At 64.5% G+C, this 21,635-nt stretch carries 17 protein-coding genes; 9 read left to right on the top strand and 8 right to left on the bottom strand.

Features of this window, described 5'->3' with window-relative positions; all coding sequences use genetic code 11:
• Window positions 1-4: 4 nt before the first annotated feature.
• On the bottom strand, window positions 5-1,891 hold the full coding sequence (gene ftsH / locus VCS63_RS23355) for an ATP-dependent zinc metalloprotease FtsH (RefSeq protein WP_042794694.1): 1,887 nt from the start codon (window positions 1,889-1,891) through the stop codon (window positions 5-7).
• 214 nt (window positions 1,892-2,105) lie between these two features.
• Entirely contained in the window at window positions 2,106-2,738 is a 633-nt protein-coding gene (locus VCS63_RS23350; protein WP_063643097.1) for an RlmE family RNA methyltransferase, read from the bottom strand.
• A gap of 18 nt (window positions 2,739-2,756) precedes the next feature.
• On the opposite strand from VCS63_RS23350, the gene VCS63_RS23345 reads away from it, so the two are divergent.
• Window positions 2,757-3,356, top strand: a complete 600-nt coding sequence (locus tag VCS63_RS23345) for a YhbY family RNA-binding protein (protein WP_042794695.1) — start codon at window positions 2,757-2,759, stop codon at window positions 3,354-3,356.
• 129 nt (window positions 3,357-3,485) lie between these two features.
• Here VCS63_RS23345 and greA read toward each other — a convergent pair whose 3' ends face one another.
• Complete coding sequence (gene greA, locus VCS63_RS23340; protein WP_042794696.1) at window positions 3,486-3,962, bottom strand: transcription elongation factor GreA; 477 nt, start codon at window positions 3,960-3,962, stop codon at window positions 3,486-3,488.
• A gap of 666 nt (window positions 3,963-4,628) precedes the next feature.
• Between greA and VCS63_RS23335 the strand changes: the two genes are divergently transcribed.
• Window positions 4,629-6,248: a methyl-accepting chemotaxis protein gene (locus VCS63_RS23335; RefSeq protein WP_063643100.1), complete on the top strand. Its 1,620-nt coding sequence runs from the start codon at window positions 4,629-4,631 to the stop codon at window positions 6,246-6,248.
• 53 nt (window positions 6,249-6,301) lie between these two features.
• Here the strand turns inward: VCS63_RS23335 and VCS63_RS23330 are convergent, their stop codons facing one another.
• Window positions 6,302-7,612, bottom strand: a complete 1,311-nt coding sequence (locus VCS63_RS23330; RefSeq protein WP_063643103.1) for a solute carrier family 23 protein — start codon at window positions 7,610-7,612, stop codon at window positions 6,302-6,304.
• A gap of 138 nt (window positions 7,613-7,750) precedes the next feature.
• Between VCS63_RS23330 and VCS63_RS23325 the strand changes: the two genes are divergently transcribed.
• From VCS63_RS23325 to VCS63_RS23300, 6 genes are all read left to right on the top strand, one after another.
• Window positions 7,751-8,179 (top strand): hypothetical protein, encoded by a 429-nt coding sequence (locus VCS63_RS23325; RefSeq protein ID WP_323881097.1) that lies wholly within the window; start codon window positions 7,751-7,753, stop codon window positions 8,177-8,179.
• 134 nt (window positions 8,180-8,313) lie between these two features.
• Entirely contained in the window at window positions 8,314-9,639 is a 1,326-nt protein-coding gene (locus tag VCS63_RS23320; RefSeq protein ID WP_063643109.1) for an ABC transporter substrate-binding protein, read from the top strand.
• Window positions 9,640-9,727: 88 nt separating this feature from the next.
• Window positions 9,728-11,440, top strand: a complete 1,713-nt coding sequence (locus tag VCS63_RS23315) for an ABC transporter permease (RefSeq protein ID WP_076815031.1) — start codon at window positions 9,728-9,730, stop codon at window positions 11,438-11,440.
• Window positions 11,437-12,522, top strand: a complete 1,086-nt coding sequence (locus VCS63_RS23310) for an ABC transporter ATP-binding protein (RefSeq protein ID WP_063643116.1) — start codon at window positions 11,437-11,439, stop codon at window positions 12,520-12,522. Before VCS63_RS23315 ends, VCS63_RS23310 begins: the two co-directional genes overlap by 4 nt.
• Window positions 12,523-12,532: 10 nt before the next feature.
• Window positions 12,533-13,441 (top strand): LysR family transcriptional regulator, encoded by a 909-nt coding sequence (locus VCS63_RS23305; protein WP_042794700.1) that lies wholly within the window; start codon window positions 12,533-12,535, stop codon window positions 13,439-13,441.
• A 19-nt stretch (window positions 13,442-13,460) separates the two neighbouring features.
• Entirely contained in the window at window positions 13,461-14,105 is a 645-nt protein-coding gene (locus tag VCS63_RS23300) for a histidine phosphatase family protein (RefSeq protein WP_063643119.1), read from the top strand.
• A 4-nt stretch (window positions 14,106-14,109) separates the two neighbouring features.
• On the opposite strand, the gene VCS63_RS23295 is transcribed toward VCS63_RS23300, so the two are convergent.
• From VCS63_RS23295 to carA, 3 genes are all read right to left on the bottom strand, one after another.
• On the bottom strand, window positions 14,110-14,874 hold the full coding sequence (locus VCS63_RS23295; protein WP_175200829.1) for an SDR family oxidoreductase: 765 nt from the start codon (window positions 14,872-14,874) through the stop codon (window positions 14,110-14,112).
• 88 nt (window positions 14,875-14,962) lie between these two features.
• Window positions 14,963-18,202: a carbamoyl-phosphate synthase large subunit gene (gene carB / locus VCS63_RS23290; protein ID WP_063643124.1), complete on the bottom strand. Its 3,240-nt coding sequence runs from the start codon at window positions 18,200-18,202 to the stop codon at window positions 14,963-14,965.
• Between the two features lie 10 nt (window positions 18,203-18,212).
• Window positions 18,213-19,367, bottom strand: coding sequence for a glutamine-hydrolyzing carbamoyl-phosphate synthase small subunit (gene carA, locus VCS63_RS23285; RefSeq protein WP_042794705.1), 1,155 nt, complete (start codon window positions 19,365-19,367; stop codon window positions 18,213-18,215).
• Between the two features lie 220 nt (window positions 19,368-19,587).
• On the opposite strand from carA, the gene tal reads away from it, so the two are divergent.
• Window positions 19,588-20,541: a transaldolase gene (gene tal / locus VCS63_RS23280; RefSeq protein WP_042794706.1), complete on the top strand. Its 954-nt coding sequence runs from the start codon at window positions 19,588-19,590 to the stop codon at window positions 20,539-20,541.
• A gap of 39 nt (window positions 20,542-20,580) precedes the next feature.
• On the opposite strand, the gene VCS63_RS23275 is transcribed toward tal, so the two are convergent.
• Complete coding sequence (locus VCS63_RS23275; protein ID WP_063643126.1) at window positions 20,581-21,474, bottom strand: LysR family transcriptional regulator; 894 nt, start codon at window positions 21,472-21,474, stop codon at window positions 20,581-20,583.
• Window positions 21,475-21,635: the final 161 nt, after the last annotated feature.

Here is a 21,635-nt window from a genome sequence, read left to right as displayed (position 1 = left end):
AGCCTCAGACAGCGGCAGCCGTATTGCCACCTGCCGCCAGGCCCGTGGGCGGCGTGTCGGACGTGTCCGACGGGCCCTGAGGCGTCTTCGGGGGACGCGGGGGACGGCCCTCGATGATGTCGTCGATCTGGTCCGCGTCGATGGTTTCCCATTCGAGCAGCGCGGATGTCATCACTTCGACCTTGTCACGGTTGTCTTCCAGGATCTTGCGCGCCACGCCGTACTGCTCGTCGATGATGCGGCGGATCTCGGTGTCCACCTTCTGCATGGTGGCTTCGGACATGTGCGTGGTCTTGGTGACGCTGCGGCCCAGGAACACTTCGCCTTCGTTCTCGGCATAGACCATGGGACCCAGCTCGTCGGTCATGCCGTAGCGAGTGACGATGTCGCGGGCGATGGCGGTAGCGCGCTCGAAGTCGTTGGAGGCGCCGGTCGTCATCTGGTTCATGAAGAGTTCTTCGGCGATGCGGCCGCCAAACAGCACGGCGATCGTGGACAGCAGACGGCCCTTGTCCATGCTGTAGCGGTCGGTCTCAGGCAGCTGCATGGTCACGCCCAGCGCGCGGCCGCGCGGGATGATGGTGACCTTGTGGACCGGGTCGGTCTTGGGCAGCATGCGGGCGACGATCGCGTGGCCGGACTCGTGATACGCCGTGTTCTTGCGTTCCTCTTCGGGCATCACGATGGAGCGGCGTTCCGCGCCCATGATGATCTTGTCCTTGGCCTTTTCGAAGTCGGACATGTCGACCGTGCGGCCGTTGCGGCGCGCGGCAAACAGCGCGGCTTCGTTGACCAGGTTGGCCAGGTCGGCGCCGGAGAAGCCCGGCGTGCCGCGTGCCAGCACGGTCGCGTCGACGTTGGGCGACAGCGGGACCTTGCGCATGTGGACCTTCAGGATCTGCTCGCGACCGCGGATATCGGGCAGCGGCACCACGACCTGACGATCGAAGCGACCCGGACGCAGCAGCGCGGGATCCAGCACGTCGGGACGGTTGGTCGCGGCGATGACGATGACACCCTGGCCGGACTCGAAGCCATCCATTTCCACCAGCATCTGGTTCAGCGTCTGTTCGCGTTCGTCGTTACCGCCGCCCAAGCCGGCGCCACGCTGGCGGCCGACCGCGTCGATTTCGTCGATGAAGATGATGCAGGGAGCATGCTTCTTGGCGTTTTCGAACATGTCGCGCACGCGGGCCGCGCCCACGCCGACGAACATTTCAACGAAGTCGGAACCGGAGATGCTGAAGAACGGCACCTTGGCTTCGCCCGCGATGGCCTTGGCCAGCAGCGTCTTGCCGGTACCGGGGGAACCGACCATCAGCACGCCGCGAGGAATGCGTCCGCCCAGCTTCTGGAACTTGCTAGGGTCGCGCAGGAAGTCGACCAGTTCCTGGACGTCTTCCTTGGCTTCGTCGCAGCCGGCAACGTCGGCGAAGGTGATCTGGTTGGTGTTTTCGTCGAGCATGCGGGCGCGAGATTTGCCGAAGCTGAACGCCCCGCCCCTGCCGCCGCCCTGCATCTGGCGCATGAAGAACACCCAGACGCCGATCAGCAGCAGCATGGGGAACCACGAGACGAAGATGCTCATCAGCAGCGATTGCTCTTCACGCGGCTTGCCCGAAACCTGGACGCCGTACTTCAGCAGATCGGAGACCATCCAGAGGTCGCCCGGCGAAGTCAGCGTATACGCACGGCCTGCATCAGGGGTGACGTACAGCACGTCGCCCTGGACGTCGACCTTGCGGATACGTCCCGCCTTGGCATCGTCCATGAACTGCGTGTAGGTCACGCCGTCCTGGGTCTGAGCGCGTCCGTCGAACTGTTTGAAGACGGTGAACAGCACGAGGGCTATCACCATCCAGACAGCGACTTTCGAAAATGAATTATTCAAGGTCGATCTCCTGCTTTCGATTCCGACCGGCGACCGCGCACCCGCATATGGCACAGTCACAAGTATGTCAATAGCTCATTCTACCCTGTCAGACCAGATTGCGTCCCGGGATCCCTGAGCCCCTCTAAGTTTTGTCTGATTCGCGAATTTTCTGGTCGTTATCCCGGCAGGCTGTGAGTTTTTCGGATTCAGGGCGACGCGCCCCGAACCCGGGCTACTTCAGATCGCGCGCAACCAGAAAGGTTTCGGAGGATTTGTCCCGCGATGCCTTCGGCTTGCGTTCGACCACCCGCTTGAAGCGCTGTTTGAAAGACTCCACGATCTGCGAAAAGCCGCTGCCGTGGAAAGCCTTGACGATCAGCGCCCCGTTGGGCTTCAGGTGGGCGCAGGAGAATTCCATCGCCAATTCGCACACATGCTGGATGCGCGCGGAATCGGCAATACCCACCCCGGACAAGTTGGGGGCCATGTCGGAAATAACAAGGTCCACCGCCCGCGATCCGACCATGTCTTCCAATTGTTTCAAGACTTCATCTTCGCGGAAGTCGCCCTGGATGAATTCGACGCCCGCCACGGGCTCCATGGGCAGCAGGTCCAGCGCAATGATGCGGCCGTCCACGACCCCGCCCGGCCCCGCCAGGCGCTCGCGCGCGACCTGGGACCAGCTGCCCGGCGCCGACCCCAGGTCGACGACCAGATCGCCCCGGCGCATCAGCTTCTCGGTGTCCAGGATCTCGATCAGCTTGAAGGCGGCGCGGGCCCTGTAGCCCTTCTGTTGCGCCAGCTTCACATAGGGATCATTGATGTGCTGGTGAATCCAGTCTTTGGAGAATTTATTCTTGGCCATTACCGTACAATTCCACGCATGCCTATATTAGAACTTACCTCTCGTGAGCGCAGCGACCTTCGGTCCGCCGCTCACCCTCTGCGCCCCGTCGTCCTGATTGGCGACAATGGCCTGACCGAAGCCGTGCTCAAGGAAATCGACCTGGCACTGACCTCGCACGGCCTTATCAAAGTGCGTGCCGGCGGCGACGACCGCGAGGCCCGCGACGCAATGCTGTCGACCATCTGCGATACGCTTTCCTGCGCGCCGGTGCACCACCTGGGCAAAACCCTGATCCTGTTCCGCCCGCTGGCCGGCAATATCAAGCCCGCCGCGCTGGCCGCCATGGAACCCGAGCGCCCTGCCAAGCGCCGCGCCTCCGAGCCGCATACGCCCAAGAAGCTGGCCGCCGAAGGCAAGACCCTCGCCAAGCGTCCGCGCCGCAGCGAATCCGAAGAGCCCAAGCCGAAAACGCGCTTCGTGCCCCAGGACCAGCTCAACAAGAACGGCAAGCCCATGCGTCCCAGCACCAAGAAAGCCTCCGCCAGCGGTCACGGCATTCCCCGCCGCGCCGGCAGCGCGCTCAGCCTGCGGGCCGGCGCACGCAGCGGCACCAGCCGCAAGACGACGAAAAGGTAAGCGCAGGCACAAAAACGGGCGCTTTACGCGCCCGGTCCACCATAGCGATCCGCATTAAACCGCGGAATTCAGTCGAACGCACGGTTCTGACTATGGTGTTTTGACAGTTTCCAGCTTACTACGTTGGCGTCAGATGTAGCGGACGCTCAGGACTTCATACTCGCGAATGCCAGCCGGGGCCTTGACCTCGACCACGTCGCCTTCGCTTTTGCCGATCAACGCGCGGGCCACGGGGCTCGACACGGAAATCAGGTTCGACTTGATGTCGGCTTCAACGTCGCCGACGATTTGATACGTCACACGATCGCCCGAATCCAGGTCCTCGATATCGACGGTAGCACCAAACACGGCGCGGCCTTCGGCATCCAGGGCGGTAGGATCGATCAGGTGGGCATTGGAAAGCGTGCCTTCAAGCTCGGCAATGCGGCCCTCGATAAAGCCTTGGCGCTCGCGAGCAGCGTCGTACTCGGCATTTTCCGACAGATCGCCCTGCGCACGCGCTTCAGCGATCGCGTTGATAACGGCAGGACGTTCCACGGTTTTCAGCCGCTGGAGCTCTTCTTGCAAGCGCTCGGCCCCGCGCACGGTCAAAGGAATGGCAGACATGTCGTTTCCCAAACAAAAGTAGAAAACGCCCCGGACGGAGCGTTCTCGGTGAAGGTCGTTACCTGGGCGCGCACAGGCAATCGGATGTAGCGAAACTGACTGGCGGCTCGAACGACCAAAACAAAACCCCGGCTCGGGTCGGAACCGGGGCAATCAAGGTCATATTGTGGGCAAAGTCCACGGGAATTGCAAGCCGCTGGAGAAAACGCCGTTTTCGCCGCATTTCGCTGCCGTAACCCGCTAAAACCCGTCATTTCTTCCAAATTCTTTCGAAGCCAGCCTATGCCGCCATTGGCATGGTTTGCGGCTGCGCGACCGGCTCCGGCCTGTGTTGCGTAAAAACTACTTTCAGATAGTTTTTTTCAACGCGGCTCGGGTAAGGCTCGAAAAAATGCCTGGAAATACCAGCCAGAATCAGGATAAAACAACAAATTGTGTCATTGATAACAAATTAATACACGATGGTTTTCAATGAACGATCGTCCCGCTGGCGCTGGCATGCCCAGCAAAAGCCGGACGCAATGGGCTTGTCTTTTTACGGGTGTTTGCAGTGGTGGCGAACGCATCGCAGCCATCCGGCGCGACGTTCGCCGTTCCGCCACGCATGGACAGGCGGCTTGGCCGCCTCCGCTCGCGGCGGATCGCGTTCGAGAACGAGGAGCTCTCATGCTGGAAAAATTGAAAGTCCGTACTGGAATGTTGTTGGTTCTGGGCTGCTTCGTCGTCGCCCTGGCGCTGGCTTGCGGCTTGGGCTGGATGAACGCCGAAAAAAGCGTGACCGAGATCAAGGACCTCAACAATGTCGCGGTCCATCAGGTCGACCCGCTCTATGAAGCCAACGCAGCCCTGCTGCGCGCGCGGCTGGCGCTCGGCGCGGGCATGGCTGCCATGCAGACTGGCGGCATGGACCAGGCCGGGCTGGCCGGCGAGGAAGCCGCCAGCCATCTGAAGCAGGCGCGCGAGCGCTTCGCCCGCTATATGGCCGTGCCCAAGAGCCCGCGCGGTCAGGAGCTGGCCCAGACGCTGCAGGGGCGCTTCACCACATACGCCGCCATCCTGGACACACTGGAGTCCGACCTCAAGGAACGCTCGCCCGCCAAGTACCGCCAGGACGAGGGGCGGCTTCCCCAGGCCGACGCCTACTTCATGAAAGACATGCAAGCCTTCCTGGCCCGGGTCCAGGAGCGCAGCGACGGCGTACTGGCAAGCTCGGAGCAAACCTACTCCACCGCCCGGATCTCGGCGGTCGCGCTGATATCTGCCGCCCTGCTGCTGACGGCGCTGTGCTGGACCTTCATCCGGCGCGCCGTGCTGCGTCCGCTGCAGGAGGCCGGCAGACACTTTGACCGCATCGCGGCAGGCGATTTGACTCAACGCGTGGAGGCTCGCTCCAACAATGAGATCGGTGTCCTTTTCGCCTCGCTCAAGCGGATGCAGGAAGGCCTGACCCGCACCGTGACATCCGTGCGCCAGGGGGTCGATGAGATCAACGTGGGCGCCGCGGAGATCGCTGCCGGCAATGCCAACCTGTCGGTGCGCACCGAGGAACAGGCCGCCGCCCTGGAGGAAACCGCGTCCACCATGGAAGAGTTGGCAGTCACCGTAAAACAGAATGCGGAAAACGCCTCCCAGGCCAATCAGTTGGCCGCGGTCAGCATGGACGTGGCGCAGCGCGGCGGCCAGAACGTGGAGCAGGTGGTGGCCACCATGCACGGCATCTCGGATAGTTCGCGGCGGATTGCGGACATCGTGTCGGTCATCGACGGCATCGCCTTCCAGACCAATATCCTCGCGTTGAACGCCGCCGTGGAGGCTGCTCGCGCCGGGGAACAAGGCAAGGGTTTCGCGGTGGTTGCGGGCGAGGTCCGCTCGCTGGCGCAGCGCGCCGCTCAGGCCGCCAAGGAGATCAAGACGTTGATCGAGACCTCGGTGGAAACCGTGGCCGCCGGCTCGGCCCAGGTCGCCGCCGCCGGACAGACCATGCAGGAAATCGTGGAGTCGGTGCAGCGCGTGGCCGCCATCATGGGCGAGATTTCAGCGGCCTCGGCCCAACAGGCCGGCGGCATCGACCAGGTGAGCCTGGCGATCACGCAGATGGACGAAGTGACGCAGCAGAACGCCGCCTTGGTGGAGGAAGCATCCGCCGCAGCGGCCGCGATGGAGGAACAGGCGCGGCGCCTGGCTGAGGCCACCGCGGTGTTCAAGACGCAATCGGGACAGGTGATCGAAGCGGCGCCAGTGGAACTGCCGCGTGCCGCCCCGGCGTCGAGATTGGCGCGCACCTAGGGGCGCCAGGCCTCCATGCGCGGCGCGACGGCGCCCGCGCATGGCCGCGCCGGCTATTTCCTGCGGCGCAGCAAGGCGTACAGGATGATCGCGCCGAAGGTGGCGGTACCGATGCCGCCAAGCGTGAAATTGCCCAGCTTGACCGTGAAGTCGCCCGCGCCCAGCACCAGCGTGACCGCGGCCACGATGAGGTTGCGGTTGTCGCTGAAGTCGACCTGGTTGACCACCCAGATGCGGGCGCCGGCAATCGCGATCAGGCCGAACACCACCACCGACATGCCGCCCAGCACGGGCGCGGGAATCATCTGGATCAAGGCGCCGAACTTGGGCGAAAAGCCCAGCACGATGGCGATCACCGCGGCCACCACGAACACTAGCGTCGAATAGATGCGCGTGACCGCCATCACACCGATGTTCTCCGCATAGGTGGTGACGCCCGTGCCGCCCACCGCGCCGGACACCATGGTGGCAACGCCGTCGCCGACGAAGGCGCGGCCCAGGTAGCGGTCCAGGTCCTGCCCGGTCATGGCGCTGACGGCCTTCACGTGGCCCAGGTTCTCTGCCACCAGGATGATGGCGACGGGCACGATCAGGCCCATCGCCTCGGCCTTGAACACAGGCGCGGCAAAATGCGGCAGACCGAACCAGGCCGCGGCGGACAGCCCGGAAAAGTCGATCGGCTTGCCCAGCCCCATGCCATTGGCGAGGATTCCGTACACCACGCAGGCCAGGATCATGCCCACCAGGATCAGCAGGCGCTGCACCATGCCCTTGGTGAACACGGCGATGCCGCCCACGCAGAGGATGGTGACCATGGACATCACGCTGTCAAAACCCGATGCCCCCATCGCACCCTTGGCGGCGATAGGCGCCAGGTTCAGGCCGATGACCGCAACCACCGCGCCCGTGACGACGGGCGGCATCAAGGTATCGATCCAGTTCGCGCCGCCCCCGGCGCGCGCGTTCGCGTACCAGACCACCAGGCCGATCAGCGTATAGGCCAGGCCGCAGGCGATGATGGCGCCCAGCGCCACGCCGATATTGGCGTTCGCCCCGCCGCCCGCGTAGCCGGTCACCGCGATCACGCCGCCGATGAAGGCGAAGCTGGAACCCAGATAGCTAGGAACCCTGCCTCCCACGAACAGGAAGAAGATCAGCGTGCCTATGCCTGACATCAGGATGGCGACGTTCGGATCGAAGCCCATGAGCAGCGGCGCCAGCACGGTGGAGCCGAACATGGCGACGACGTGCTGGGCGCCCATGGCCACGTTCTTGGGCCAGGACAGTCTTTCGTCGGGCGCGATGATGACGCCAGGCTCGGCGTCATCCGCCAGGCGCCAGCGCGGAAAGTAGGAATTGGACATGGATATCCCAAAGTAGGTGTTGGGTGTGAGCGGGCGCCAGTGTAAAGGGGGCCGCAAACCGGGGGCAATGCTTAAGTTCACTGCCGGAATGCCGTACTAGTGAAAACCCCGAAATCCTCACAGGTGGCAGGAGCAATCATGGCGATCGACCCCATCAGCGGCAGTTCCCGAATCAACAGCCTGGCCGACCTCTGGGCCCAGAAGATCCAGGCCAACAAGGAAGCCAAGAGCGCCTCGGATGCGGAAGCGAGCACGGTGTCCGCGGACGGCAAGATCCGCGTCAGCACCCCCGGCGGCCTGAAAATGGGCAGTACGCAGGCAGCCAAGGAAACCGAGGACTCCAGCAACGACGATGCATACACGCGCCAGATCAAGGAACTGCAGAAGCAGCTCAAGCGCGTGATGGACCAGATCGCCAAGGTCAAGGCCAGCGGCATGCCCGCCGAAATGAAGGCCCAGCAACTGATGGCGCTCAATGCCCAGGCGATGCAGATCCAGCAGCAGATCACCGAAGTGATGGAGCAGCAGGCCCGGGCCATGCAAGGCGGCGTATCCGCCAGGGCCTAGCGGGCAAGACACGGCGCCCCCCCCCCCCCGGCCCGGGCGCCCGCATTGATGGCGCGCATCAAAATTTGTGATTGGACGCTGCCCAGGCCGGCCAGTACTGTCTCCGGACAAATCTAAAACTACGGAGACAAACCATGCATGCAATGCGCACAGCCCTTGCAGGTGCGGTACTGGCCGTTTGCGCGGCCCCTGCCCTCGCAGGCACCGTCACGGTGATCACGTCGTTCCCCAAAGACCTGACCCAGGCCTACAAGACGGCCTTCGAAAAGGCCAACCCCGGCATCACGCTGGAAATCCTGAACAAGAACACAGTGTCAGGCATCGCGTATGTGCGCGAAACGCCCGCAGGCCAGCGCCCCGAGGTGTTCTGGGCCAGCGCGCCCGACGCCTTCGAAGTGCTGGGCCGCGACAAACTGCTGGCTAGCTCCGCCGACGTAGCGAACAAACAGGTGCCGGACAAGATCGGCAACTACCCCATCAACGATCCGGGCGGCATGTACCTGGGACAGGCGCTGGCCGGCTACGGCATCATCTACAACACCCGATATATCGCGGCGCACAAGATCCCGGCGCCCGTGGAATGGAAAGACCTGCTGTCGCCACAGTGGTTCGGCCACGTCGGCATCACCTCGCCGTCGCGCTCGGGCACCATGCACCTGACGGTGGAAACCATCCTCCAGGGCGAAGGCTGGGACGAGGGCTGGAGCACCTTGCTGCGCATGTCGGGCAACAGCAGCGCCGTCACCGAGCGCTCGTTCGGCGTGCCGGACGGCGTGAACAACGGCCAATTCGGCGCCGGACCGGTGATCGACTTCTTCGGCCTGTCCAGCAAATATTCCAAGTTCCCGGTGGAATTCGTCTACCCCTCGGAAACTGCGATCGTTCCTGCCAATATCGCGCTGATCGAGGGTGCCAAGAACACCGAGGAAGGCAAGAAGTTCATCGCCTTCACGCTCAGCCAGGCCGGGCAGGAGCTGCTGCTGGAACCCAAGATATCGCGCCTGCCGGTACTGCCCTACTCGTCCCTTGCCGGCAAGATTCCGCAGGGCTATCCCGACCCCGCCGAAATCGCCAAGCGCAGCAAAGTGCAGTTCAACGCCGACCTGTCGCAGTCGCGTTACTACGTCGTGCAATCGCTGTACGACCAGACGGTCACTTTCCGCCTGAAAGAACTGCAGGCCGCCACCAAGGCCATCTACGACGCTGAAGCCAAACTGGGCGACAAAGCCAAGAGCGGCAAGGCGGCCGAACTGCTGGCGCAGGCCCGCAAACTGACCTGGGCACCGCTGGTGGACGGCAAGAAGGCGGCCGATCCGGCCTTCCTGGCAATTTTCGCGGGCAACAAGAAGGACGCCGCCGTGAACCAGCAGATCACCCAGCTGGAAGGCGAATGGAACGGACGTTCCAAGGCGAACTACGAAGAAGCCGTAAAGCTCGCCAAACAGGCCGCCGCGCTCTAGGACGATCGCTGGACCCGCGTTGAGCGGACGGGAGCAGTCCCGTCCGCGCGGCGCGACTTTCCCCCTGGCAACGATTTCGGGAATCTCGATGAATTCTTCGGGCCACTCGCGCCTGCCCGTCGGCCCCTTGCTGACGGCGCTACTGGTGTTCGGTTTTCTGCTGCTGTTCCTGGCCGTGCCGGTGGGCACGGTGTTCTACAGCGCCTTCGTGAACGCCGACGGCAGCTTCACCATGGGCCATTTCGGCGCGTTCTTCAACCAGCCGCTGATGAAGGAGGCCTTCTTCAACAGCCTCTACGTCGCGGGCTGGTCGGCCCTGTTGGCGTCCCTGATCGCCGTGCCGCTGGCGTACTTCACGGTGCGCTTCGATTTCCGCGGCGCCCTGTTGATACAGACGTTGGGTGTGCTGCCGCTGATCATGCCGCCCTTCGTGGGCGCGGTCGCGATGCAGCTGATCTTCGGGCGCTCCGGCAGCGTGAACCTGCTGCTCAACGACTGGTTCGGTTTCACCATCCCCTTCATGGAAGGCCTGAATGGCGTCATCTTCGTGGAGGCGCTGCACTATTTCCCCTTCATCCTGATGAACCTGGTCGTCGCGCTGCGCAATATCGACGGCGCCATGGAGGAAGCCGCCTTCAACCTGGGGTCGCGCGGGTTCCGCCTGTTCCGCCGTGTGATCTTTCCGCTGGCGCTACCGGGCTATGTAGCGGGCGCGTCGCTGGTGTTCGTCAAGGTCTTCGACGATCTGGGCACGCCGCTTGTGCTGGGGACCACCAACATGCTGGCGCCGCAGGCCTACTTGCGCATCACGCAGGTCGGGCTGGAGGATCCGCTGGGCTATGTGATCAGCGTCATCATGGTCGGGTTCTCGATCCTGGCGTTGTGGCTATCGGCGCGCGTGCTCAAGGGCCGCGACTATTCCACCCTGCAAAAGGGCGGCAGCTCCATCCAGAAGCGCAAGCTGAGTCCGATGGAAAGCGTGCTGGCCTATGGCTGGATCATCCTGGTGCTGCTGCTGGTGCTATCGCCGCACATGGGCGTTCTGCTGCTATCGCTGGCCAGCGTCTGGAGTTTTGCGCCGCTGCCTGACGGCTACACCCTGGCGCATTACTCGGCGGTGTTCTCCGAATCCCAGGGCATGATCGCCAACACGCTGCTCTATTGCGGCCTGGCCGCGGGCGTGGACGTAATCCTGGGCACCGCCATCGCCTACCTGATGCTGCGCACGAGGCTGCCCGCGCGCCAATGGCTGGACTTCCTGGCCTCGGCTGCGCTGGCGATTCCGGGCATCGTGCTGGCCATCGGCTTTCTGCGCACCTTCCGTGGCATCGAACTGCCCGGCACGGGCACCCTGCTCACCTCGTCGTGGATCATCATCATGATCGCGTACTCGGTGCGGCGGCTGCCCTACGCCCTGCGCTCTTGCGTGGCATCGCTGCAGCAGATCAACATCTCGCTGGAGGAAGCCGCGCAATCGCTGGGCGCAACCCGCATGAGCACGATACGCCGCGTGGTGGTGCCGCTGATGGCCGGCGGCATGCTGGCGGGCTTCGTGACCAGCTTTGTGACGGCGGCAGTGGAATTGTCGGCCACCATCATGCTGGTGACCAAGGACAGCCAGGCGCCCATGAGCTACGGCATCTATCTGTACATGCAGAGCGCGGCGGGCCGGGGCCCGGGCGCCGCGCTCGGCGTCCTGGCGGTGGCCGCGGTGGCCATCGGCACGTATGTATCGCACCTGCTGGTGGAACGCGCCCAGGCGCGCCAGCGGCCGGCTCGCAATGAAGGGGAATCCGCATGAAGAAAGTCAGCGTCGAATGCCGCAACATCCGCTTGTCCTACGGCAAGACGGAAGTGCTCAAGGACGTCAACATCAGCATCGAGCCCGGTGAGTTCTTCGCGCTGCTGGGGCCGTCCGGCTCGGGCAAGTCCACACTGCTGCGGCTGATCGCCGGCTTCAACCGGCACAGCGCGGGACAGCTGCTGGTGGACGGCAAGGACATCAGCGGCACGCCACCCTGGAACCGCAATATCGGGATGGTGTTCCAGAACTACGCCCTATGGCCGCATATGACCGTCTGGGACAACGTGGCCTTTGGCCTGGTCGAACGCAAGCTCCCGCGCGCCGAGATCCGCGCCAAGGTGGAGGCCGCGCTGGATCTGGTGGGCCTGTCCCAGTATGGCAAGCGCCGTCCCAATCAGCTCTCGGGCGGGCAGCAGCAGCGCGTGGCCCTGGCCCGCACCATCGTCATCGAACCGCAGGTGCTGCTGCTGGACGAACCCCTGTCCAACCTGGACAAGAAGCTGCGCGTGCAAATGCGCCAGGACCTGCTCAGCCTGCAGCGCCGGCTCGGCATCACCACCATCTTCGTCACCCACGACCAGGAAGAGGCCATGACCACCGCCGACCGCATGGCGGTGCTGGACCACGGCGTGGTCCAGCAGATCGGCGCGCCCAGCACCTTGTTCGACTATCCGGTAAACCGCTTCGTCGCCAACTTCGTGGGCACGATGAACGTACTGGAGGGTGAAGTGCGTGAGCGCACCAGCGGCAGCGTGGTGCTGGCAGTGGAAGGCGTGGGCGATTTACACCTGCCCCTGTCCGGCGAAGCGCCGGATGCCTCGCGGCTGGCAGCCAGCTTCCGCCCCCACACGGTGCAGATCGAAATGGCGGACGGACTGGGCGACGCGCGCTATGTCTGGCTGCCGGGCATCGTGGAAAGCAGCGAATTCCTGGGCGAATTCACGCGCTACCAGGTCCAGATCGGCGAACAGCGGCTGACCGCGGACCAATCGCATCTGGCCGGGCTGTCGGCCTTCCCGGTCGGCGCTCCGGTCTCCATCGGGCTTGAGCCTACTCAAATACGGCTGCTGGCGGCCTAAACTCGGGCCCATGGAAATCTATCAGATCCGCGCCTTCGTCACGGTCGCCCGGTTGGGCAATCTGACGAAGGCAGCCGAGGCGCTGTCGCTGACCCAACCTGCCGTGACGGCGCAGATCAAGGCGCTGGAACAAAGCCTGGGCGTGGCGCTGTTCGATCGCAGCGGCGGCCGGCTGACACTGGCCAAGGCTGGCGAGGTGCTGCTGCCCACGGCCGAATCGCTTCTGGTGTTGGGTGCACAGTTCAAATCCGAGGCCCAGCAACTACAGGGCAGCCTGCATGGCGCGGTGGAGCTGGGCGTGCCCAGCGAAAAGCCCGATTTCCTGCGCCTGGGCGAGCTGGCGTCGGCGGTGACCCAGCGCCTGCCGCTGGTCGAACTGAAGACCCAGACCCTGCCCGCCGCCACGCTGGCGGAACAGGTCAGCACGGGCCGTCTGCCGGCTGCGCTGATCATCGCCGCCAATCCGCCGCGCGGCGTGCTTTGGCAACCCTTGCGCAGCGTGCGCTACAGGATCGCCATGCCGCGGGAGCACGCCGCGGTACTCAAGCGCGGCGGCTGGCGCGAGGTGGCGCAACTGCCCTGGCTGGACGGCCCGTCCGGCAGCCACACGCACCTGCTGCTGCGCGACATGTTCGAACGCCACGGCCTGTCGCCACGCATCGTGATGCAGAACGACGACCAGGCCAACCTGGACGCGCTGGTGCGCGCCGGCGCCGGTTGCGCCCTGTTGCGCGAGGAAGCGGCGCTCGCGGGCGCGGCCTCGAACGACTTCATCGTCTGGGGCCAGGCTCGCGTGGACGCCATGCTGGGATTCATCCTGCCCTACGAGCGCGCTAGCGAGCCCGCGCTGGTCGCGTTAAGCTCGATCATTCAAACCATCTGGAAACCGCGCGCGCCCATCGCGCCCTCCCAGCTTTAATCCCTGCATCAAGATCGTAATGACTGAAATCTGGTTCATCCGCCACGGCGAAACCGACTGGAACCGCCAGCGGCGCCTGCAAGGCTGGCAAGACATTCCCCTGAACGAATTCGGCGTCAACCAGGCCAGCCTGCTGGCCGCGCGCATGCGCGAAGAGGCCCGCCGCACCCCGATCCACGCCATCTACAGCAGCGACCTGCAGCGCGCCCATGCCACCGCCCTGCCCGTGTCCGAACAGCTGGGGCTGCGTGTCCGTGTGGAGCCAGGCATCCGCGAGCGCGGTTTTGGCGTACTGGAAGGCCTGGACCACGAGCGCATCGACGTGCTGGCCCCCGAGGCCGCGGCGGCCTGGAAAAGCCGCGATCCGCTGCGTCCGCTGGACGGCGGCGAAACCCTGGGCCAGTTCCAGTCCCGGGTGATTTCCACCGTAGACGACATCGCCAGCCGGCACGACGACGAACGTATCCTGATGTTCACGCACGGCGGCGTGCTGGACATCATCTGGCGCCATGCCTCGGGCGTGCCGCTGAACGGCCCGCGCGACGCCGCTTTGCTGAACGTAAGCATCAACCGCGTCGGCGTTCAGGGCCGCAAGTGGCAGGTACTGGACTGGGGCGACGTGGGCCACGTGGCCGACGAAGTCGGCAACGACGTCGTGCCTTGAGCGTTCAGCGCTCGCGTCGCGGCTTGCGCGGCGCGTTGCGCGCCAACCGGTCGTAGACGGCATTGGGCAATAGGCGCATCAGCTTGGCCACAATGCCCATCTGCCACGGAATCACCACATAGGAAGTGCCCCGCTCGATCGCGCTGCGCGCGCGGCGGGCGAAGGCATCCGCTTCCATCAGGAAAGGCATGGAGTACGGGTTGTGCGCCGTCATGGCCGTCTTGATGTAGCCGGGCGCTATGGTCACCACGTCTATGCCTTCGGCCGCCAGCTCCAGGCGCAGGCTTTCGCAATAGGTAACCACAGCCGACTTGGACGCGCTATAGGCGCCCGCCCCCGGCAATCCCCTGACTCCCGCCACGCTGGCGATGCCCACCAGCCGTCCCGACCCCGCCGCACGCATGGACGCAATGAAGGGTTCGAAGGTCGCCACGGTGGCCAGCAGATTGGTATCGACGATGGCCTTGAAGACGTCGTAGTCCTCGCCGTGCTCGGTCAGCGTACCGGCGCTGATGCCGGCGCTGGCAATGACGACGTCCACCCGCCCTTGGCAGAACGCGATGAAATCCAGGGCAGCGGCATGCAGCGCCTGCCGGTCGCGCACGTCGACCGCGTAGCACCGATGCTCGCCGGGCAGGCTGTCGGCCAATTCCCGCAGGGCGTCCTCGCGCCGGCCCACCAGGCCCAGGGTGGCGCCGGTGGAGGCGTACTGCTGCGCCAGGGCGCGTCCCAGGCCGCTGCTGGCGCCGGTGATGAAGACTCTTTCCATGTTTGCCTGATGCCTGTAGTGGCGTTGCGGAATCGCGTTGCAAAAAAATAGGGCACGCTCTCGCGTGCCCTATTGTTCGCCAGCCGGCTTAACCGTGCAAGGAAGCGTGCAGCTCCTGCAGCGGATACACCTGCAGGCCCAGGCCTTGGCGCAGGTATTGCATGCCTTCGACCGCGGCGCGGGCGCCGGCGATGGTCGTGAAGAAGGTCACGCGGGCGGCCAGCGCCTGGGTGCGGATGGTGCGCGAATCAGCGATGGCGTTGCGACGCTCTTCGACGGTGTTGATGACCAGCGAGATCTCGCCGTTCTTCACCATGTCGACGATGTGCGGACGGCCTTCGGTGACCTTGTTCACCAATTGCACCGGGATGCCGGCGGCTTCGATCTCGGCGGCCGTGCCGCGCGTGGCGACCAGCTTGAAACCGAGGGCGTGCAGGCCGCGCGCCACTTCCACGGCCAGGGGTTTGTCCTGGTTCTTGACGCTGATGAACACCGTGCCGGATTCCGGCAGGCGCACGCCCGCGGCCAATTGCGACTTCACGAAGGCTTCGCCGAAGCTGGTGCCCACGCCCATCACTTCGCCGGTCGACTTCATTTCAGGACCCAGGATGGTATCCACGCCCGGGAACTTCACGAACGGGAACACGGCTTCCTTGACCGAGAAATAAGGCGGCACGACTTCCTTGGTGATGCCTTGCGCGGCCAGCGTCTGGCCGGCCATGGCGCGCGCGGCGATCTTGGCCAGCTGCAGGCCGGTGGCCTTGGAGACGTAGGGCACCGTGCGCGAGGCGCGCGGGTTCACTTCCAGCACGTAGACGTCACCGCCCTGGATCGCGAACTGTACGTTCATCAGGCCGCTGACGTTCAATGCCTTGGCCATCATCGTGGTCTGGCGCTTGATCTCGGCGATGACTTCCGCCGACAGCGAATACGGAGGCAGGCTGCAAGCCGAGTCGCCCGAGTGCACGCCAGCCTGTTCGATGTGTTCCATGACGCCGCCGATGAAGACGGTTTCGCCGTCTGCCAGGCAGTCCACGTCCACTTCGGTGGCGTTGTTCAGGAAGCGGTCCAGCAGCACGGGCGAGTCATTGCTGACCTTCACGGCCTCGCGCATGTAGCGTTCGAGGTCCTGCTGCTCGTGCACGATTTCCATGGCGCGGCCGCCCAGCACGTAGCTGGGACGCACCACCAGCGGATAGCCGATTTCAGCGGCGTGGGCCAGGGCCTCGCCTTCCGTGCGCGCGGTGCGGTTGGGCGGCTGGCGCAGGCCAAGCTTGTTGAGCAGCTTCTGGAAGCGCTCGCGGTCTTCGGCCACGTCGATGGATTCGGGGCTGGTGCCGATGATGGGCACGCCGTTGGCTTCCAGGGCGCGCGCCAGCTTCAGCGGGGTCTGGCCGCCGTACTGGACGATCATGCCGACCGGGTTTTCCTTGTGGACGATCTCGAGCACGTCTTCGAGCGTGAGCGGCTCGAAGTACAGGCGATCCGAGGTGTCGTAGTCGGTGGACACGGTTTCCGGGTTGCAGTTGACCATGATGGTCTCGTACCCGTCGTCGCGCAGCGCCAGCGCCGCGTGCACGCAGCAGTAGTCGAACTCGATGCCCTGGCCGATGCGGTTCGGACCGCCGCCCAGCACCACGATCTTCTTGCGGTCGGTGGGCGCCGCTTCGCACTCTTCCTCGTAGGTCGAGTACATGTAGGCCGTGCGGGTGGCAAATTCAGCGGCGCAGGTATCCACGCGCTTGTAGACCGGGCGCACGTTCAGCTGGTGGCGCAGCTTGCGGACCTCGGATTCCGAGGAATCCAGCAGGAAAGCCAGGCGGCGGTCGGAGAAACCGCGGCGCTTGAGTTCCCACAGCGTGGCGTAGTCCAGATCGGCCAGCGTCTTCTGTTCGAGCGCCAGCTCGATGTCGACGATTTCCTTGATCTGCGACAGGAACCAGGGGTCGATGTGCGTGATGGCGTGCACTTCGTCCAGCGTGAAGCCCTGCGCGAAGGCGTCGCCCACGTACCAGATGCGTTCCGGACCGGGCTCACCCAATTCGACCTGCAGCTTCTCGCGGTCGGTGGTCTTCTGGTTCAGGCCGTCGACACCCACTTCCAGGCCGCGCAGCGCCTTCTGGAACGATTCCTGGAAGGTGCGGCCGATGGCCATGACTTCGCCCACGGACTTCATCTGGGTCGTCAGGCGCGCGTCGGCGGTGGGGAATTTCTCGAAGGCGAAACGCGGCACCTTGGTGACGACGTAGTCGATCGAGGGCTCGAACGAAGCCGGCGTGGCGCCGCCCGTGATTTCGTTCTTGAGCTCGTCCAGCGTGTAGCCCACGGCCAGGCGCGCTGCGACCTTGGCGATCGGGAAGCCGGTGGCCTTGGACGCCAGCGCCGACGAACGCGACACGCGCGGGTTCATCTCAATGACGATCATGCGGCCGTTCTTGGGATTCACGGCGAACTGCACGTTCGAGCCGCCCGTATCCACGCCGATCTCGCGCAATACCGCGATCGATGCATTACGCATGATCTGGTATTCCTTGTCGGTCAGCGTCTGGGCCGGCGCCACGGTGATGGAGTCACCCGTGTGCACGCCCATCGGGTCCAGGTTCTCGATGGAGCAGACGATGATGCAGTTGTCCGCCTTGTCGCGGACCACTTCCATCTCGAATTCCTTCCAGCCCAGCAACGACTCTTCGATCAGCAGTTCGCTGGTGGGCGAAGCTTCCAGGCCACGGCGGCAGATGGTTTCGAATTCTTCGGCGTTGTAGGCGATGCCGCCGCCCGAGCCACCCATGGTGAAGCTGGGGCGGATCACGGCGGGGAAGCCGGAGGTGCCGACTTCGGCCGCAATGCGGCGCTGCACTTCCCAGGCTTCTTCCATGCTGTGGGCAACGCCCGACTTGGCCGATTCCAGGCCGATGTCGGTCATGGCCTGCTTGAACTTCTGGCGGTCCTCGGCCTTTTCGATGGCGTGCTCGTTGGCGCCGATCAGTTCCACGTTGTGCTTCTTCAGCACGCCGTGGTGGGCCAGGTCCAGCGCGCAGTTCAGCGCGGTCTGGCCGCCCATCGTGGGCAGCAGCGCATCGGGCTTTTCACGCTCGATGATCTTTTCGACGGCTTGCCAGGTGATGGGCTCGATGTAGGTGACGTCGGCCGTTTCCGGGTCCGTCATGATCGTGGCGGGGTTGCTGTTCACCAGGATGGTGCGGTAGCCCTCGGCCTTGAGCGCCTTGCAAGCCTGCGCGCCGGAATAGTCGAATTCGCAGGCCTGCCCGATGATGATGGGGCCGGCGCCGATGATGAGTATGCTTTTTAGGTCTGTACGCTTGGGCATGATGCAATCTTTACTTTTGGCCGGACATCAGGCTGATGAACTTGTCGAACAGCTCCAGGATGTCGTGCGGACCCGGGCTGGCTTCAGGGTGGCCCTGGAAGCAGAAGGCCGGGCGGTCGGTGAGCTCGAAGCCCTGCAGCGTGCCATCGAACAGCGAGACATGCGTCACGCGCGCGTTGGCCGGCAGGCTGGCTGCGTCGACCGCGAAACCGTGGTTCTGACTGGTGATGAACACGCGCTTGGACTGGAGGTCCTGCACGGGGTGGTTGGCGCCGTGGTGGCCGGTCTTCATCTTGAGCGTCTTGCCGCCCAGCGCCAGGCCCATGATCTGGTGGCCCAGGCAGATGCCGAACACCGGCAGCTTCTTGTCCAGGAAGGCGCGCGTGGCCTCGATGGCGTAGTCGCAGGGCTCGGGGTCGCCGGGGCCGTTGGACAGGAACACGCCGTCGGGATTGAGCTTCTGGACTTCCTCGGCGCTGGTCTGGGCCGGCACCACCGTGAGACGGCAGCCGCGGTCGGCCAGCAGGCGCAGGATGTTGGTCTTGATGCCGAAGTCGTAGGCCACGACATGGAACTTGGACTGGTCGGGCTTGGAGAAGCCCTCGCCCAGTTGCCAGGTGCCTTCGGTCCATTCGGCGCGGTCCTTGACCGACACGACCTTGGCCAGGTCCTGGCCGGCCATGCCGGCAAAGCCCTGGGCCAGTTCGACGGCGCGCTCTGCGTCGGTGCCGACGAAGATGCAGGCGCCCTGGGCGCCCTTCTCGCGGAGGATGCGGGTGAGCTTGCGGGTGTCGATGCCGGAAATGGCGACGACGCCTTGCTCGGAGAGGTACTCAGGCAACGATTGCGTGGAACGGAAGTTCGACACGCGGGCGGGACAGTCGCGGACCACCAGGCCGGCGGCAAAGACGCGCTTGGCTTCCACGTCCTCGGCGTTGACGCCGGTGTTGCCGATGTGCGGATAGGTCAGCGTGACGATCTGGCCGCTGTAGCTGGGATCGGTGAGAATTTCCTGGTACCCGGTCATTGCGGTGTTGAACACCACTTCGGCGACGGTATGGCCAGGCGCACCGATCGACACGCCTCGAAAAATGGTACCGTCCGCCAGAGCCAGAATTGCAGGAGGGAAGCGGTTGATCCCCTCGGGAAAGAGTTGCGGCAGCACAGTAAACCCCGGTTTTAGAATCGATAATCAAACCTTCGGATTATACCTTGAGCGGCCGTTTTTCCCGGCGAACCGCGCCAAATAAGGCCGGAAACGGCATTTTGGCCTGTTTTTCCGCGCCCCGCTGCCCCCCCTCCCTCGTCCGGCCGACAGCGGCAGGACGGCCTCAGTGATACGCTAGGACACCTTCAACCCTAGCCAGCTGCGAGCCGTATCGTCCATGTCCAGCCAACTTGACGCCCTGCGCAACCACACCACCGTCGTCGCCGACACGGGGGATTTCGAAGCCATGAAGGCGCTGCGTCCCACCGACGCCACCACCAATCCGTCCCTTATTCTCAAGGCCGTCCAGCAGGACGCCTATCGTCCGCTGCTGGAAAAGACCGCGCGCGAACACCGCGGCGCATCCACCGCCGAACTCATGGACCGCCTGCTGGTTGCCTTTGGCCGCGCGATCCTGGACATCGTCCCCGGACGCGTGTCCACCGAGGTGGACGCCCGCCTGTCGTTCGACACCCGCGCCACCATCGAACGCGCCCGCAGCCTGATCGCCCTGTACGAAGCCGCCGGCGTGCCGCGCGAACGCGTGCTGATCAAGATCGCATCGACCTGGGAAGGCATACAGGCGGCCCGCGCGTTGCAGTCCGAAGGCGTGCGCTGCAACCTGACCCTGCTGTTCTCGCTGCCGCAGGCGGTTGCCTGCGCCGATGCGCACGTGCAACTGATTTCGCCCTTCGTCGGCCGCATCTATGACTGGCACAAGAAATCCGCCGGCGCCACCTGGGTCGAGGCCGACAACGCGGGCGCTCGCGATCCGGGCGTGCTGTCCGTTACCCGGATCTATCAGTACTACAAGCACTTCGGCATTCCCACCGAAATCATGGGCGCCAGCTTCCGCAACGTCGGCCAGATCCTGGCGCTGTCGGGCTGCGACCTGCTGACCATCAGCCCTGAACTGCTGACCAAACTGGCAAGCACCGAGGGCGATGCGCCCGCGCAGCTGCGCGCCGACGACGTCCCCGCCAACATTGCGCGCATCGGAGCGGACGAGGTCACGTTCCGCACCCTGCTCAACGACGATGCGATGGCCAGCGAAAAGCTGTCGGAAGGCATCCGCCTGTTCGTGGCGGACGCGGTCAAGCTGGATGCGCTGATCGAGGCGCAACGCGCCTGAGACGGAACCGGGCCGCCGGCGCCGCCGACGGCCTGGCCGCTAGACGCCCGCGCGCATGTCGGCAACGAATGCGCGCGTTACTTCGTCCAGGGCAGCGCGCCGCCGCGTGACCATCCGGAAAGTGACGTCGTAGTGCAGCACTTCGGGGTTCAGGGCATGGAGCAGTCCCGCCTCGATATACGGCCTGCAGAAGTGTTCTGGAAGATATCCCAGATGCGCGCCGGACAGCACCAGCATCGCCACCGCTTCCATGTTGTCGGCCTCCGCCGTGACCCGCGCCTGCCAGTCCGGGAATTCGGCCTCCGGCACGGGATAAGTCCGCCACGCCCACTCCCACTGAGCGACGTCTTCCTGAGTCGCCCGCCCCGCCCTCGCCGCCAACGGATGCGAGGGCCCGCAACAGGCAACCTGCCGCTCTGCATACAAGGGCGTGTAATCCAGGAACGGGACGCGATGCCAGAAATAGCCTATTGCTACCTGGATCTCGCCCTGCAGCAGCAGCCCTTCCAGTTCGCGCGGACCGCACACTCGCAGTGACAGCCGCACGGCTTCGTCGCGCTGGCGAAAGCGCTCGATGGCCTGAGCCATGCGCACGTTCTGCTGCATGGTGGAATGGCCGCACAGTCCTAGCGTCAGGCGTCCGACCAATTGCTTGTCCATGTTGCGCGCCTCGGCGCTGAAATCGCTGAGCGTATTCAGCAGACCGCGCGCCATCCGCACAAAGCGCTCGCCCTTTGCCGTCAGGCGAAAGCCGCCCCGCCCGCGTTCGCACAGCGTGAATCCCAGCCGAACTTCCAGCGTGGCCAACTGCTCGCTGATTGTCGACTGGCCCACGCCCAGCGCGCCCTGCGCCGCCGAAACGCCGCCCGCATCCACGATGGCAAGGAAGATGCGCAACAGCCGTATGTCCAGGTCGGTGGTCGAAGTCAGCATGCAGGAAAACCCAAGGTAAAGATCGGCGACGGCCCATGTTCATACCGCCAATTGAACATGGATCGATATAACCGGCTTTCCTAAGATCTGCACCTGCCCGCCGCCATGCGCCCGCGAATCTAAGAACGATTAACGCGTAACGACGCCGTGACGCCACGGGC

Origin of the sequence: Achromobacter sp. D10 (assembly GCF_035282245.1) — a bacterium.
In the GTDB taxonomy this organism is placed as follows: domain Bacteria; phylum Pseudomonadota; class Gammaproteobacteria; order Burkholderiales; family Burkholderiaceae_B; genus Achromobacter; species Achromobacter insolitus.
This window is presented reverse-complemented; position numbering and strand designations above follow the sequence as displayed.